The organism is Thioalkalivibrio sp. K90mix, assembly GCF_000025545.1.
Lineage (GTDB): Bacteria > Pseudomonadota > Gammaproteobacteria > Ectothiorhodospirales > Ectothiorhodospiraceae > Thioalkalivibrio.
Window position 1 is genome coordinate 1,615,745 of record NC_013889.1, and the last position, 13,140, is coordinate 1,628,884.

The following is a 13,140-nucleotide window of genomic DNA, read 5'->3' on the forward strand; positions in this document are numbered from 1 at the left end:
ACGGCCCCGGCGCCTGCGGGGCCGAAAGGGATGCCGGACAAACCCCATCGGCCAGAGGCTGGCCTCCTACAAGCCATGCCCCCAGGCGGACCGAGGTCAAGGAACACGATAACCAACCCCAAAGCCCTTGAACGCCCCCCTGTAGGAGGCCAGCCCCCTGGCCGATCGTTCGCTCGGCGCGACCGGCCTCAGTAAAGCCTTACGAACAGATCAATCGCCGGCTGCATCGCACCCCGCCAGCGCTCTTCCAGACGCGGCTCCCAGCGCGGGTCGATCTCGGCGGCCGTGCGCACCATACAGTCCAGCCAGATCGGGTACAGATCCGGCTCCACGGGCACACGGCCCTCGCGGGAATGAACCTGGCCCATGCGCTCCATGGTGGAAGCGACGAAGCTCTCGCCCTCGGCATAGCTGATCGCCGTCGAAATCGCCTGCCCGAGGGCACGTTTCTGCTGCGAAAAGTCCGTCGAGCCGAACGCCGCCTTCACCCGTGGGTCGGCCTGGAGGAAGTGTTCGTAAAAACGCGTCACGAAGTCGCCCGCCCGGCGGCATCGCCCGTAGCTCTGGTGCACGTCGGAGAAACTCATGACTACCTCTGCGCCGGAAGAAGCCGCAAGGATAGAGCCTCTCGGAGATCGAGCGATTGAGCCAGATCAACCTTCTCTGACGGCCGTCGCGTCCACCCAGTGCAACTGGGCAAACAGATCCACCGTGGGGGCCGTCGCCGCGCGCCAGCGCGAGGCCAGTTCGTCCCGCCACTCGGGGTCGGTATCCCGGGCGGCCTCGATCAGGGCCTCGACCCAGCAATCGTTCAGCGCCGGCGCGACGGGCACACGGCCGTGTGCCCCGTGAACCATGGCCATGGTATGCACCGGAGCCCGGCCGTCGTTGCGCCGCTCGGCAAAGTCCAGTGCCGCCAGCACCGACTCGTTGAGAATGTGCTCCTGGCGCGCGGGTTCGCTGTCGCCAAACACCTCGGGGATCCGCGGATCCGCCGCCATTAAGGAAACACTGATCAATGTACACACTCGCGTTGGTACCCCAGGTTTTCCGAGACAAGGCGCGTCGTGTAGCGGGTAGTGGTTCTACCCGCAAGCGGCGCAACGCCGTATCGGGGAACCTGGGGTGCCAACCCCGAAGGGGCTCGGCCGCTTTTGCGCGCGCACGGCGTTGCGGTTCCCTTGTGCAGAATGCTGCACGGCAGTCACCGCGCCTTGTTCACACGCAAAAGCGACTCGAGCGCGAGCGTGTACATTAATCAGTGTTTCCTTAACAACAACCGGAAGTGGCGCAGGAAGGCATCGGTTCGTATGCAGCGATCATGGCTCGCGCGAACATCGGGGAAAAACATGCGGTACTCCGCTGATGGGCCCCGTGATGCTACGCAGTCGAACGTTTGCCCGCTATAACCCATGCTAACGGGCCCACCGGACGTACCGTGCCCCTTCAGGACTTCGGATACACCCCGGCGTACTGAATGCCCGCCAGTTCCGCCAACTCGCGGTCGAACGTCGTCAGGTCGTTCGGGCCGAAGTCCTCCAGACGGCTGTGCCCGCAGGCCCGCGCCAGTACACACATCAGCTCGCTCGAGGCCTGCAGGAAGCGGCCGAGCCGTTCCCCGCCCTCCTGGGGATCCAGCCGCGCACGCAACTTCGGGTCCTGCGTCGCCACACCGGACGGGCAGCGATTCGTGTGGCAGATCCGCGCGCCCACACAACCCACTGCCTGGATCGCCGCGTTCGCCAGCGCAATACCGTCCGCACCCAGCGCCAGGGCCTTCACAAAATCCGTCGGCGTGCGCAGGCCGCCGGTCACCAGCAGCGTGACCCGGCCACTGGCACCGTTGGCATCCAGAAAACGCCGGGCGCGACCCAGCGCGGGGATCGTGGGCACGCTGATATGATCCCGCAACAACGCGGGCGAGGCCCCGGTCCCGCCGCCACGACCATCCAGGATCACGTAGTCCGCCCCCGCCTCCAGGGCAAAGGCCAGATCCGCCTCGATATGGTTGGCCGAGAGCTTGAAGCCGATGGGAATGCCCCCGGTCTTCTCCCTCACCTCGTCGGCAAAACGGCGGTAGTCCGCGGGCGTCTCGAACCCGTCCAGGCTGGCTGGCGAGATGGCATCCTGCCCCGCGTCGATCCCGCGCACCCGCGCGATCTCGTCACTCACCTTCGCCCCGGGCAGCACGCCGCCCACACCGGTCTTGGCTGCCTGGCCGGCCTTGAAATGAAAGGCCTGCACCTTCTCCAGCACCTCGTCGGAATAGCCAAAGCGCGCCGGCCCCAGCTCGAACAGATAGCGCGAGTTCTCCGCCTGCTCGGCATCCAGCATCCCGCCCTCCCCGGAACAGATCCCTGTGCCGGCCGCCTCCGCACCGCGCGCCAGCGCGATCTTCGCCTCGCGCGACAGCGCGCCAAAGCTCATGTCCGATACCAGCATCGGGATATCCAGCCGCAGCGGCCGCTTCGCTTCCGGCCCGATCACCAGCCCCGTCTCGACCGGGGCCCCGTCCGGCAATGGCCGGCTCGCCAGTTGCGCCGCCAGCAGCTGCAGGTCGTCCCAAATCGGGAGCCGGCTGCGCGGCACACCCATGGCCACCGTCGGCCCGTAGTGGCCCACCTCGTCCAGCCCGGAACGGGCCATGCGATGGATCAGCTCGACATGCGGCTCCGTCTCGGTATTACGCGGGTCCGGCGCCTCGTTACCTTCATCCTGGCCCGACTCGCCCTTTGACTCCGGCTCGGTCCCGATGTCGTCCTCGTCGAACTGCTGGTGCGTGCCGTCGCAGTACGGCAGATCACCCGACTGCTTGCACTGGCAGAGAAACGCCTCGCCGTCTTCCTCGGGAGTAAAGGCGATGGGCTCCAGCCCCGTCCCCTCGTGCGAGCCGTCGCAAAACGGCTGGTCCTTGGACCGCCCGCAGCGGCAGAAGTAGTACTCCTCCCCCTTCTTGAGCTCGACACCCTTGGGCTCCACTGCCGCGATCTTCGCTCCAGCCATCATTCGCTCCTTGCTGTTTGGTAGACACAGTCATGTGCAATGTCCCTGTGACAACAAAGCCACCGCAAATTTCCCGTGCCGTTCGCGATAGCAGCCATTATCATGGTTGCAAAGGCCACCGGGAGACCCGATGAGCACCACCGACCACCGTCACACCCGCCGCGACTACACCCAGGGCGAACTCCACCGCCGCGACCTGCTCGACAACCCGCTGACCCTGCTCGACCGCTGGCTGGACGACGCGCGCAAGGCCGGCAACCCGGACCCCACCGCGATGATCCTCGCCACGGCCGACGCCGATGGCCAGCCCTCCGCGCGCACGGTTCTGCTCAAGCATGTCGAGGGCGAAGACCTCTGCTGGTACACCGACTCCCGCAGCCGCAAGGGTCAGGACCTCACCGAGAACCCGCGCGCCGCCCTCCTGTTTTACTGGCCCGAGACCGAGCGCCAGATCCGCGTCGAAGGCAGCGTGACCGCCCTGCCCGGCGAGGCCGCGGACGAATACTTTACCCAGCGCCCGCGCGCCAGCCAGCTCGCCGCGGCCGCCTCCATCCAGAGCCAGCCCATCAGCACCCGCGCCGAACTCGAGGCCCGCGTTCACGCACTGGAGAAGCAATACCCGGAAGGCGCGATCCCCCGGGATCCCGCCTGGATCGGCTACCGCCTGCAGCCCGAGCTGTTCGAGTTCTGGCAGGGCCGGGCCGGCCGCCTGCACGACCGCTTCCAGTACCACCGGGCGGACAATGGCTGGCACATCACTCGCCTGATGCCCTGACGCGCTACCGCAACAGCCTCCGAATCTGCTAGGATTCGCTCCGCCGTCGCGGCTCGACCCCGCACGGTAAAGCAATTCGGAGAGGTGCCGGAGTGGTCGAACGGGGCGGTCTCGAAAACCGTTGTACTCTCGCGAGTACCGAGGGTTCGAATCCCTCCCTCTCCGCCAGATTCAAGCAAGGGGGCCTAAGTGGCCCCTTTCGCACGTCTGGCCCCTGAGCTGCGAGGATTCGAACCCGAGGTAATCCAAAACGATGGTTCGACTGGCAGCGCGTAGCGATGCCAGAACGTCACCGCAGGTGACGACCCGAAGGGCGAGACACATCGTGCCGAGTAATCCCTCCCTCTCCGCCAGATTCAAGCAAGGGGGCCCGAGTGGCCCCTTTCGCATGTCTAGCCCCTGAGGTACGGGGATTCGAACCCGAGGAATAGAGAATGATGGTTCGACGGGTGACGCGCAGCGGCACCCGAACGTCACCGCAGGTGACGACCCGAAGGGCGAGGCTCACAGCGCCAAGTAATCCCTCCCTCTCCGCCAAATTTCAGCAAAGGGGTCCATGTGGCCCCTTTCGCACATCTGGCCCCTGAGCTGCGAGGATTCGAACCCGAGGTAATCCAAAACGATGGTTCGACTGGCAGCGCGTAGCGATGCCAGAACGTCACCGCAGGTGACGACCCGAAGGGCGAGACACATCGTGCCGAGTAATCCCTCCCTCTCCGCCAGATTCAAGCAAGGGGGCCCAAGTGGCCCCCTTCGCATGTCGGGCCCTAAGCATTTTGTCCGCTGAACAGTGGCTCGCACTGACGCCAGTCCGTAGCGATTGCGTTCCCCCCTTCCAGATGCTTTCGACCGGCTTAACAAAGTTTGTCGATTTTCCCGATTCCCGTTCGTCTACAGTTCAAAGGGGCCGCTGAACCACGCCCGTTTGTTTGATCCCGCCAGAGGAGATACCGCCATGGCCGCCAATCCCGTCGTCTGGTTCGAGATTCCCACCAAGGATATCGGTCGTGCCCGTGCGTTCTACGAAACCGTCCTGGACATGTCGCTCACACAAGCCGACACCAGCGCATTCGCCCCCAGCACGGAGATCTGGATGTTTCCGATGGAGGAAGACCGGCCGGGGTGTGCTGGCGCGCTGGTACAAGGCCCCGACAACCTGGTCGGTTCCGGCGGCTGCATGGTCTATTTCGGCTGCGACGACTGCGGGATCGAGGCGGAACGCGTCGATCCCGCCGGTGGTTCGATCGAAAGCCCCAAGGAGTCGATAGGCGACTACGGCTTCTGCGTCATCGCGCGCGATCCGGACGGCAATCGATTCGGTCTCCACTCCATGCGATGAGGATGCCCACGATGAACTTTCTGTTGCTCATCCTCGAAGATCACGGCAACCGCGAGGCCCGCAGCGATGCCGAAGGGCAGGCGCTTTACGCGGAAATGCTCGCCTTTGGCGCCGAACTCGACGCGCGTGGCCAGTTGCTTGCCAGCGAATCCCTGCGACCCGACCGCCACGGCGTGCGCATCCGATCCGACGAAGGGAAAACCCGTTTCATCGACGGCCCGTTCATCGAGTCACGGGAGATGATCGGCGGATTCTTCCTGATCGACTGCGCCGACCGCGACGAAGCCGTGGAATGGGCCACACGCTGCCCCGCCGCGCGATTTGCAACGGTCGAGGTACGCGAATGTGCCCCCTGCCACCAACGCTGACGGCACCACGCGCCCCCTCCCACAATCGTTCGACCTCGGAGGCCATCAGCCATGTCCACTGACCGCAATGTCCACCTGCACCGCGTCCTGCGCGCGCCGCCCGAGCGCGTATATCGGGCATTCCTGGAACCCGACGCGATCGCCAAATGGAATGCACCATACGGCTTTACCGCGCGTATCCACGAGATGGATGCTCGCGTAGGCGGCGGCTACCGGATGAGCTTCATCAACTTTGCCACGGGGACTCAACACGATTTTAGTGGCGAGTACCGCGAACTGGACCCGGGCCGTCGAATTGTCGTCAGCGACCGTTTCGACGATCCCGCGCTCGGCGGCGAGATGACGCTCACCGTAACGCTGGATCCGGTCTCCTGCGGCACCGCACTGGATATTCTTCAGGAAGGTCTGCCGGAGGCCATCCCACCGGAGCTCTGTGTTCTCGGCTGGCAGGAATCGCTGACCCTGCTCGCCTACCTCGTCGAACCCGAGATCCCCGATGGCGGCTGACCCGGCACCCCCGCAGCACGAGCGGTCCTTGCTCAAGATCCGGCGCCTTGGTCCGGCGGATCGGGCAGCCGCGCACGCCCTGCTCGACCTGTTTGCACACGTGTTCGAGGAACCGGACACCTACTCGGGTGCACGTCCCTCCGACGAGTACCTCAAGCGCTTGCTGGCTCGAGAAACGTTCATCGCCCTGATTGCCGAAACGGAAGGCCGGGTCGTCGGCGGGCTGGTCGCCTATGTCCTGGACAAGCTCGAACAGGCCCGCAGCGAGGTCTACATCTATGACCTCGCCGTGGCCGACAACTTCCGCCGGCGCGGCATTGCCACGGCCCTGATCCGCCACACCCAGGCCATCGCCGCCGAGTTGGGTGCCTGGGTGGTATTCGTCCAGGCTGACCGCACCGACAATGCCGCGATAGCGCTCTACAGCGGGCTGGGCCAGCGCGAGGACGTGCTCCACTTCGACTTGCCCCTGAACAATCCCCGTAATGCACCTCCACCGCACCCGGACACCAACCCGGGGAACGCCGACGTTCCCAACACGGGGGCCTTCGGAATCAAGCGCTCCGAACCAGGAGACGAGACGCCATGAGCCACATACCCCAGATCATTGTTCCCCACCTCTTGTTCGACAACGAGGCCCGGGAGGCGGTGGACTTTTATTGCTCGGTCTTTCCCGACTCGAGCATCACACACCTGACCACGCTACATGACACACCCGGGGGCGACTGCGACGTCGTGTCGTTCGTTCTATGGGGTCATGCGTTCATGGCGATCAACGCGGGCTCGATGTTCCGGTTCAACCCGTCGATCTCGTTCATGGTCAACTTCGACCCCTCGCGTGATCCCGACGCCAGAACACGGATCGACGAGATCTGGGGGAAGCTTGCCGACGGCGGCCGGGTACTCATGCCACTGGACCGCTATCCATTCAGCGAGCGCTACGGCTGGATTCAGGACCGGTTCGGGCTGTCATGGCAGCTGATCCTGACCGATCCGCGAGGGGAAGAACGCCCGCCGATCATTCCGTCGCTGCTGTTTGTCGGAAACGTCTGCGGCAAGGCGGAAGTGGCGTCCGATTTCTACCTGTCGAAGTTTCGCCATTCGCAACGCGGGCAGCTCGTCCGCTACCCCAGCGACATGGAACCCGACCGCGAAGGAACGGTGATGTTCACCGACTTCATGCTCGAAGGCCAATGGTTCGCCGCCATGGACAGCGCGCAGGAACACGATTTCGGCTTCAACGAAGCCATATCGTTTGTCGTGAACTGCGCCGACCAGCAGGAGATCGACCAGCGCTGGGAATCCCTTTCGGCCGTTCCGGAAGCCGAGCAATGCGGCTGGCTCAAGGACCCCTACGGGGTCTCCTGGCATATCGTCCCCGAACAGCTGTCCCACATGCTGAAAGATCCCGACCCGGACAAGCTCGGCCGGGTCACCCAGCGCATCCTCACGATGAAGAAGCTCGATCTCGCGGCCCTGCAGGGTGCATACGATGATCGCTAGTCCAGACCGGAAAACGGTCCCCAACCGCACGACCGGGGTCCCGCACGCCCGGGTACCCGCCCATATCCCGTCCGATTCCCCAAAGGAGCCAGACCATGAACTACGTTGACGGCTATGTAATACCGATTCCACGAGACCGGATCGAGGACTACCGCCAGCAGGCTGACCTCGCCGCACAGATCTGGCGCGAGCACGGCGCACTGGAAGTCATCGAGTGCGTGGCTGACGACGTCGCGCCGGGCGAGGTGACGTCGTTCCCGCGCAGCGTCCAGGCACGCGACAACGAAACGGTTGTGTTCTCGTGGATCCGCTTCGAATCGCGCGAGCATCGGGATCGTGTCAATGCCGACGTCATGGCGGACCCTCGCCTGCCGTGCCCGGACAAAACGCCGGACCAGGATCCACCATTCGACCTGCAGCGCATGTTCTGGGGCGGCTTCGAGGTACTGGTGGAACGGTGAGCGGCCGCGACCAATCCGGTGCACATCCGGCGCTTGGGCCGCAGGATATCCAGCGCCGCATCGAGTCCATCTGGCGTCTGGATGCGAGCCGCATCGTGGCGGCCCTGGCGCGCTGGAGCGGCGACTACGCCCTCGCCGAGGACGTGGCACAGGATGCCCTGATCGCCGCCCTCGGACACTGGCCCACCCAGGGAGTCCCGGAGAACCCGACCGCGTGGCTGCTGCATACGGCACGCAACCGCGCGGTCGACCAGCTGCGCCGCGAACATCGGGGTGATGCCCTCGTCGCCGATTACGGCCACGAAATCGCATGCAGCCACCTGGGGGCATCGACGCCGCAATGCAGCGACGATGTCCGTCACGACACGCTCGCCCTGCTGTTCATCGCCTGCCACCCGGTCCTCTCCCCCGACACCCGCTGCGCACTCGCCCTGCGCACCCTCGCCGGGCTCGACAACACCGCCCTCGCCCGTGCCTTTCTGGTCTCCGAGATCACCATCGCGCAGCGCATCGTCCGCGGCAAACGTAAACTCGCACAGGCCAACGTCCGGTTCGAAACGCCATCGCCGTCAGAATGCCGGGAACGCCTGGGATCCGTGCACGAAGTGATCTACCGGCTGTTCACCGAAGGGCATGTAGCCAGCCAGGGCGACGCCTGGACGCACGGGGAGTTCTGTCATGAGGCGCTGCGCATGGCCCGCGTGCTCGCACAGGCCATCCCCGAGGACATCGAGACCCAGGCACTGCTCGGCCTGATCGAACTGCACGGTGCGCGCCTGGCCGCGCGCATGGATGCGCAAGGCAACCCAGTGCTGCTGAAGGACCAGGATCGCGGCGCGTGGGATCGCGGCGGCATCCGCCGTGGTCTGATCGCCCTGTCCCGTGCCAACAGGCTCGCCCGAGATCAGAAGGCCCGGCCGAGCCCATTTCGCCTGCAGGCTGCCATCGCCGCCTGCCATGCGACAGCGCCCAGCTTTGCCGCCACCGACTGGCCACAGATCGCCGCTCACTACGCAACGCTGTTCACGACCACGGGATCGCCGGCCGCACGCATCCATCAGGCCCAGGCCGCCGCCCAGTTCGACGACCCGGCGCAGGTACTGGCGGCGCTCGACACCGACATTGATGCCCGGGCATTGTCCAGCTATGTGCCTTTGCACGCCGTACGCGGGGATCTCCTGGAACGCTGCGGCGAGCGCGAGGCCGCGGCAGCGGCGTTCCGGCGGGCTGCCGAGCGCTCTGCCAATGAAGCGGAGAAGCACCTGCTGCTTGACCGTGCGCGGGCAGCCGCACCCCCAACAAAAAAGGGTTAGGCCCGCAAGGACCTAACCCTTTGATAATGCTGGTGGGCGGTACTAGGTTCGAACTAGTGACCCCTGCCGTGTGAAGGCAGTGCTCTACCGCTGAGCTAACCGCCCAGAACGGCGGCAAGATTACGGCCAGCGGGGGTCGGCGTCAAGGGAGAACAATTGCCACGAGAGTAAACCCGCCGCACAGCCGAAGGATGTGATGAGCAAAGCGAATCGCATCGGGGTTACGCGCAGCGCAGGGGGTGGTGCGTTTCGCAGCGCTCAACAGCACCCTACGAGTATCGCACTCGTTCCCGCGGCGGGCTAAAGCGTGCAAACCGTGAGAAATGGCGGAGGGGGTGGGATTTGAACCCACGAGGGACGTGAATCCCTGCCGGTTTTCAAGACCGGTGCATTCAACCACTCTGCCACCCCTCCGGTGGCCGGCATTCTCCGGGATGTGGGGCAGGCTGGCAATGATCGCGTCGGGGTGCGCCCGCGGCGCCCTCCGGGCGCCCGGGGGTGGGATTGATTCGGGCTCGCGCCCTCACCCTTCGGGCGTCGCCGCTCGCGGCGACGTCCTGCGGCGGCTGCGCCGCCTTGTTGAACCCACGAGGGACGTGAATCCCTGCCGGTTTTCAAGACCGGTGCATTCAACCACTCTGCCACCCCTCCGGTGGCCGGCATTCTCCGGGATGTGGCGCAGGCTGGCAATGGCGAGCGAGGAGTCGCTACAGGCGATTCGTCTCGCGCGCCAGGGCCTGGAGTTCGGCGGCGCGGCTCTCGGGAACCTGTTTCCAGGAGAAGCGCCAGCGCCAGTTGCCATCGTCCATCGTACCGGGGCGGTTCATCCGGGCCCGGGTGTCCAGGGCGAGCGCGTCCTGCATGGGCACAATGGCCAACTGCGCCACGGAACGATAGGCGGCGCGGATCAGCGGCCACGGCATCTCCTCGGCCCCGCCCTCGTTCAGGGTGTTGATCACGTGCGCCTGCATCTCGGGGGAGAGCGAGTGAAACCAGCCCAGCGTGGTGTCGTTGTCGTGCGTCCCGGTATAAACGGCGCTGGCCTCGTCGTGGTTATTCGGCAGGTACGGGTTGTCCCCGCCGCCCTCGAAGGCGAACTGCAGGATGCGCATGCCCGGCAGATCGAAATGCTGGCGCAGCGCCGTCACCTCGGGAGTGATCACGCCGAGGTCTTCGGCCAGCAACGGCAGCGTGCCCAGTTCGTCCTGCAGGCGGCGAAAGAACGGCTCGCCTGGGCCAGGCACCCAGCGGCCATTAGTCGCGTCCGGCTCCTCGGCCGGGATCCCCCAACTCGCCTCGAAGCCACGGAAGTGGTCGATACGCACCGCATCCAGTGTCTGCAGCGCCCAGCGCATGCGCTCGACCCACCAGCGGTAGCCGGTGGCCTCCAGCCGGTCCCAGTGGTACTGGGGGTTGCCCCAGCGCTGCCCGGTCTCGGAGAAGTAGTCTGGGGGCACGCCCGCCACCGTAAGCGGGTGGCCCGTCTCGTCCAGGTCGAACAGGTCGCGATGGGTCCAGACATCCGCCGAGTCGTGCGCAACGAAGATCGGCATGTCACCCAGGATCAGGATATCCAGGTCCTGCGCCCGACGACGCAGGTCCTGCCACTGGTCGAAAAACACAAACTGTGCGAAGCGCACCCGCTCCAGCTCATCGCGCGCCTCGTGCTCGATCCGCTCCATCGCGTCCGGCTCACGATCGCGCAGCGACGGCTCCCACTCCCACCAGGGCCGGCCCTGTTCGCGAGCGCGGATCACCACGAAGCGGGCGTAGTCGTCCAGCCAGACCGGCCCCTGTTCCTCGCAGAACCGTTGGTATGCCTCCCGCCAGACCGCCGGGGTCTCGTTCAAACGGGCGTGCGCCCGGGCCAGCATGGCCTCACCGGTGCCGCTGTCAGCCGACAGTCCGACCCGCTCGGCCAGCAACCGGGGATCGATCAGGCGCGCATCACCGGCAAAGGCGGAGATGCATGCATAGGGCGAGCCGTCCTCGTGCGGGGGATGCAGCGGCAGGATCTGCCACAGCGTAAAGCCCGCGCGGCTCGCCCAGTCCAGAAAGGCGTAGGCCTCGCCACCGAGTGTCCCGACCGGCTCGCTGCCGGGTAGCGAGGTCGGATGCAGCAGGACCCCCGCCCGCCGCCGCTGCATCAGGGGGTTGGCATGGCCCTCCCCGACCATCAGTCGCCCTGCCCCTTGCGCATCGTGCCGCCGGCCGAGGGGTCCCCACCGCCCACCGAAAGCACCTCGCCCAGGGACTCGGGAACGTTGAGATTGGCAAGCTGGTAAAGCCGCGCGAGGTGCCGACGATAAAGCTGCTCGAAGTCACTGACCGAACCCGCCGGGTTGTACGCGCCGAACCACCAGCACCAGTCGGATCCTTCGCAGATCGCCAGCTGTTCGCGTAACGCGGGGGTATCCAGCGAGGGATCCTCGGCCACCGCCCGGTCTACGGCCTGGCGTGCCTCGATCAGGCTGTCCCAGCCCCGATTCTTGTCCGGGTCGCCAATCCAGGTAGAAAACGTCCCGTACACCCAGCTACCGGCGACCAGCCCGGGCAACTCGCCGCGGTCGCGATCCTTCTCGCTGCGCCGGCAGACGTCGGCAAAGGTGCAAAGATTCAGCGTGGCGTGGTGCGCCAGGCGCTCATACAGCGCATTGAGAAAGTGATACCCATTCTCGGGGTAGTACTCCCAGGCGTTCTCGCCATCCAGGATCACCGAGACGACCCCGCCCTGGGGCGAGACGGCGGCGATGTTCTCCAGATGGTGGACGAAGTCCCCCACCGCATCGTCCGCATGCCAGTCCGCATAACGAAACCCGATCGCATCGGACAACCCGTCATCCCGGAAGAACAGTTCGATATCACTGCCCTGCAGCTGATAGGGCCGGTGCAGCCAGCCTTCCTCTTCGGCGGACCCGGTGTTGGATTCGGCCGTTTCGCCCGCCGCCGCCAGGCTGTTGGCCAGCACCGTCTGGCCGCTGGCCGTCCAGCACAGCTTGTATTCGTCCAGCAGGCGAATGGTCGCCTCGCTCAGGCTCCCCTCGGAGGGCCAGCACCCGCGCGGACGAAAGCCAAAATGCCTCTCGAACACCTCAAGCCCCCGTTCGATGTGCCAGCGCACCCGGGCCTCCCCGTCCGGATAGGCCGGGGACTTGGGCAGTTCCACCTCCGGCATCGCCTCGCGGGCGGAGGCCAGGTCGATCATCAGGGGCATGATCGGGTGGGCATAGGGGGTAAACGACAGCTCCACCCGGCCACTGGCCGCCAGCTCGCGGTAGCGCGGCAGGATACCCTTGACCTCGTCGCGGATCAGCGTCAGCAGGCGCTGGCGCATGCCGGGGTCGAAGTTCGTGTCCGTCTTCAGCCAGCCGCGCACCTCGGGGTAGGCCCAGCGAATGGTCTCGCCCAGCCAGGCCAGGTGGTAGCAGGTGGCCAGATCCTGGAAAAAGCGGGCATCCAGATGCCCCAGCAGCAGCGGCTCCTCGATCGCCTTGCGCGCGATATCGGCAAGGCGCTGGAACAGCGGAAACGGCTCGATCATGCGCGGGGCATGGGCCCGCAGGCACACCCGCAGAATCTCCTGACGCTGGGCGGGATCCGTCGGCACCACATCCATGTGCAGCAAATCCAGCACCGGGTCGCCCACCGGCTGGCGCTCCCGCACGCAGGTATCCAGGCGCTCGCCGTAATCGGCCAGCTGCTCCAGCAGGATCGGCGCGAAATTGACTACCGCGCGCGCCTTCGGGCAGGCCTCCAGATGCGCGGCCATGTCGGTGTAGTCCTTCAGCGCGTGGAGGTACGTCCAGGGCAGCGCATATTCACCCGCACCGCTCTCGAAGTACTGTGGCTGGTGCATGTGCCAGCACAGCAC

The 13,140-nt window shown here is 65.8% G+C and carries 11 protein-coding genes, 3 tRNA genes, 3 other RNA genes and 2 pseudogenes; 12 read left to right on the top strand and 7 right to left on the bottom strand.

Going from position 1 to position 13,140, the window contains the following annotated elements; all coding sequences use genetic code 11:
* Positions 1 to 188 precede the first annotated feature (188 nt).
* The 3 genes and pseudogenes from TK90_RS07615 to TK90_RS07625 form a co-directional block, all read right to left on the bottom strand.
* Complete coding sequence (locus tag TK90_RS07615) at positions 189 to 587, bottom strand: globin (protein ID WP_012982905.1); 399 nt, start codon at positions 585 to 587, stop codon at positions 189 to 191.
* 66 nt (positions 588 to 653) lie between these two features.
* Positions 654 to 1,004, bottom strand: a pseudogene (locus TK90_RS07620) (hypothetical protein); the annotation flags it as partial.
* Between the two features lie 442 nt (positions 1,005 to 1,446).
* Entirely contained in the window at positions 1,447 to 3,003 is a 1,557-nt protein-coding gene (locus tag TK90_RS07625) for a glutamate synthase-related protein (RefSeq protein WP_012982907.1), read from the bottom strand.
* A 130-nt stretch (positions 3,004 to 3,133) separates the two neighbouring features.
* Here TK90_RS07625 and pdxH point away from each other — a divergent pair, with 130 nt between their 5' ends.
* From pdxH to TK90_RS07675, 12 genes and pseudogenes are all read left to right on the top strand, one after another.
* The gene (gene pdxH, locus TK90_RS07630; protein ID WP_012982908.1) at positions 3,134 to 3,778 is read left to right on the top strand and encodes a pyridoxamine 5'-phosphate oxidase; all 645 of its coding nucleotides are present in this window, start codon (positions 3,134 to 3,136) and stop codon (positions 3,776 to 3,778) included.
* 78 nt (positions 3,779 to 3,856) lie between these two features.
* Positions 3,857 to 3,946 (top strand) — tRNA-Ser (locus TK90_RS07635).
* Positions 3,947 to 3,985: 39 nt separating this feature from the next.
* A non-coding RNA gene (locus TK90_RS14715) (RtT sRNA) lies at positions 3,986 to 4,131 on the top strand.
* A 53-nt stretch (positions 4,132 to 4,184) separates the two neighbouring features.
* Positions 4,185 to 4,315: non-coding RNA, RtT sRNA (locus tag TK90_RS14720), on the top strand.
* A gap of 39 nt (positions 4,316 to 4,354) precedes the next feature.
* A non-coding RNA gene (locus TK90_RS14725) (RtT sRNA) lies at positions 4,355 to 4,500 on the top strand.
* A 233-nt stretch (positions 4,501 to 4,733) separates the two neighbouring features.
* Positions 4,734 to 5,117, top strand: coding sequence for a VOC family protein (locus tag TK90_RS07645; protein ID WP_012982909.1), 384 nt, complete (start codon positions 4,734 to 4,736; stop codon positions 5,115 to 5,117).
* An 11-nt stretch (positions 5,118 to 5,128) separates the two neighbouring features.
* The gene (locus TK90_RS07650; protein ID WP_012982910.1) at positions 5,129 to 5,485 is read left to right on the top strand and encodes a YciI family protein; all 357 of its coding nucleotides are present in this window, start codon (positions 5,129 to 5,131) and stop codon (positions 5,483 to 5,485) included.
* A gap of 51 nt (positions 5,486 to 5,536) precedes the next feature.
* Positions 5,537 to 5,992: an SRPBCC family protein gene (locus tag TK90_RS07655; protein ID WP_012982911.1), complete on the top strand. Its 456-nt coding sequence runs from the start codon at positions 5,537 to 5,539 to the stop codon at positions 5,990 to 5,992.
* Positions 5,982 to 6,458, top strand: a pseudogene (locus TK90_RS07660) (AAC(3)-I family aminoglycoside N-acetyltransferase); the annotation flags it as partial. The gene TK90_RS07655 and the pseudogene TK90_RS07660, both read left to right, overlap by 11 nt.
* Before the next feature lie 119 nt (positions 6,459 to 6,577).
* Entirely contained in the window at positions 6,578 to 7,495 is a 918-nt protein-coding gene (locus tag TK90_RS07665) for a VOC family protein (RefSeq protein ID WP_012982913.1), read from the top strand.
* Between the two features lie 95 nt (positions 7,496 to 7,590).
* A complete protein-coding gene (locus TK90_RS07670; protein WP_012982914.1) occupies positions 7,591 to 7,956 on the top strand; it encodes a DUF1428 domain-containing protein in 366 nt (121 codons plus the stop codon).
* Positions 7,953 to 9,269: an RNA polymerase sigma factor gene (locus TK90_RS07675; RefSeq protein WP_012982915.1), complete on the top strand. Its 1,317-nt coding sequence runs from the start codon at positions 7,953 to 7,955 to the stop codon at positions 9,267 to 9,269. The genes TK90_RS07670 and TK90_RS07675 overlap by 4 nt, the downstream gene beginning before the upstream one ends.
* Positions 9,270 to 9,299: 30 nt before the next feature.
* Here the strand turns inward: TK90_RS07675 and TK90_RS07680 are convergent.
* The 4 genes from TK90_RS07680 to TK90_RS07695 form a co-directional block, all read right to left on the bottom strand.
* A tRNA-Val gene (locus tag TK90_RS07680) sits at positions 9,300 to 9,374 on the bottom strand.
* 219 nt (positions 9,375 to 9,593) lie between these two features.
* A tRNA-Ser gene (locus TK90_RS07685) sits at positions 9,594 to 9,683 on the bottom strand.
* A 293-nt stretch (positions 9,684 to 9,976) separates the two neighbouring features.
* On the bottom strand, positions 9,977 to 11,446 hold the full coding sequence (gene malQ, locus TK90_RS07690) for a 4-alpha-glucanotransferase (RefSeq protein ID WP_012982916.1): 1,470 nt from the start codon (positions 11,444 to 11,446) through the stop codon (positions 9,977 to 9,979).
* Complete coding sequence (locus tag TK90_RS07695; protein ID WP_017926256.1) at positions 11,446 to 13,125, bottom strand: glycoside hydrolase family 57 protein; 1,680 nt, start codon at positions 13,123 to 13,125, stop codon at positions 11,446 to 11,448. The genes malQ and TK90_RS07695 overlap by 1 nt, the downstream gene beginning before the upstream one ends.
* Positions 13,126 to 13,140: the final 15 nt, after the last annotated feature.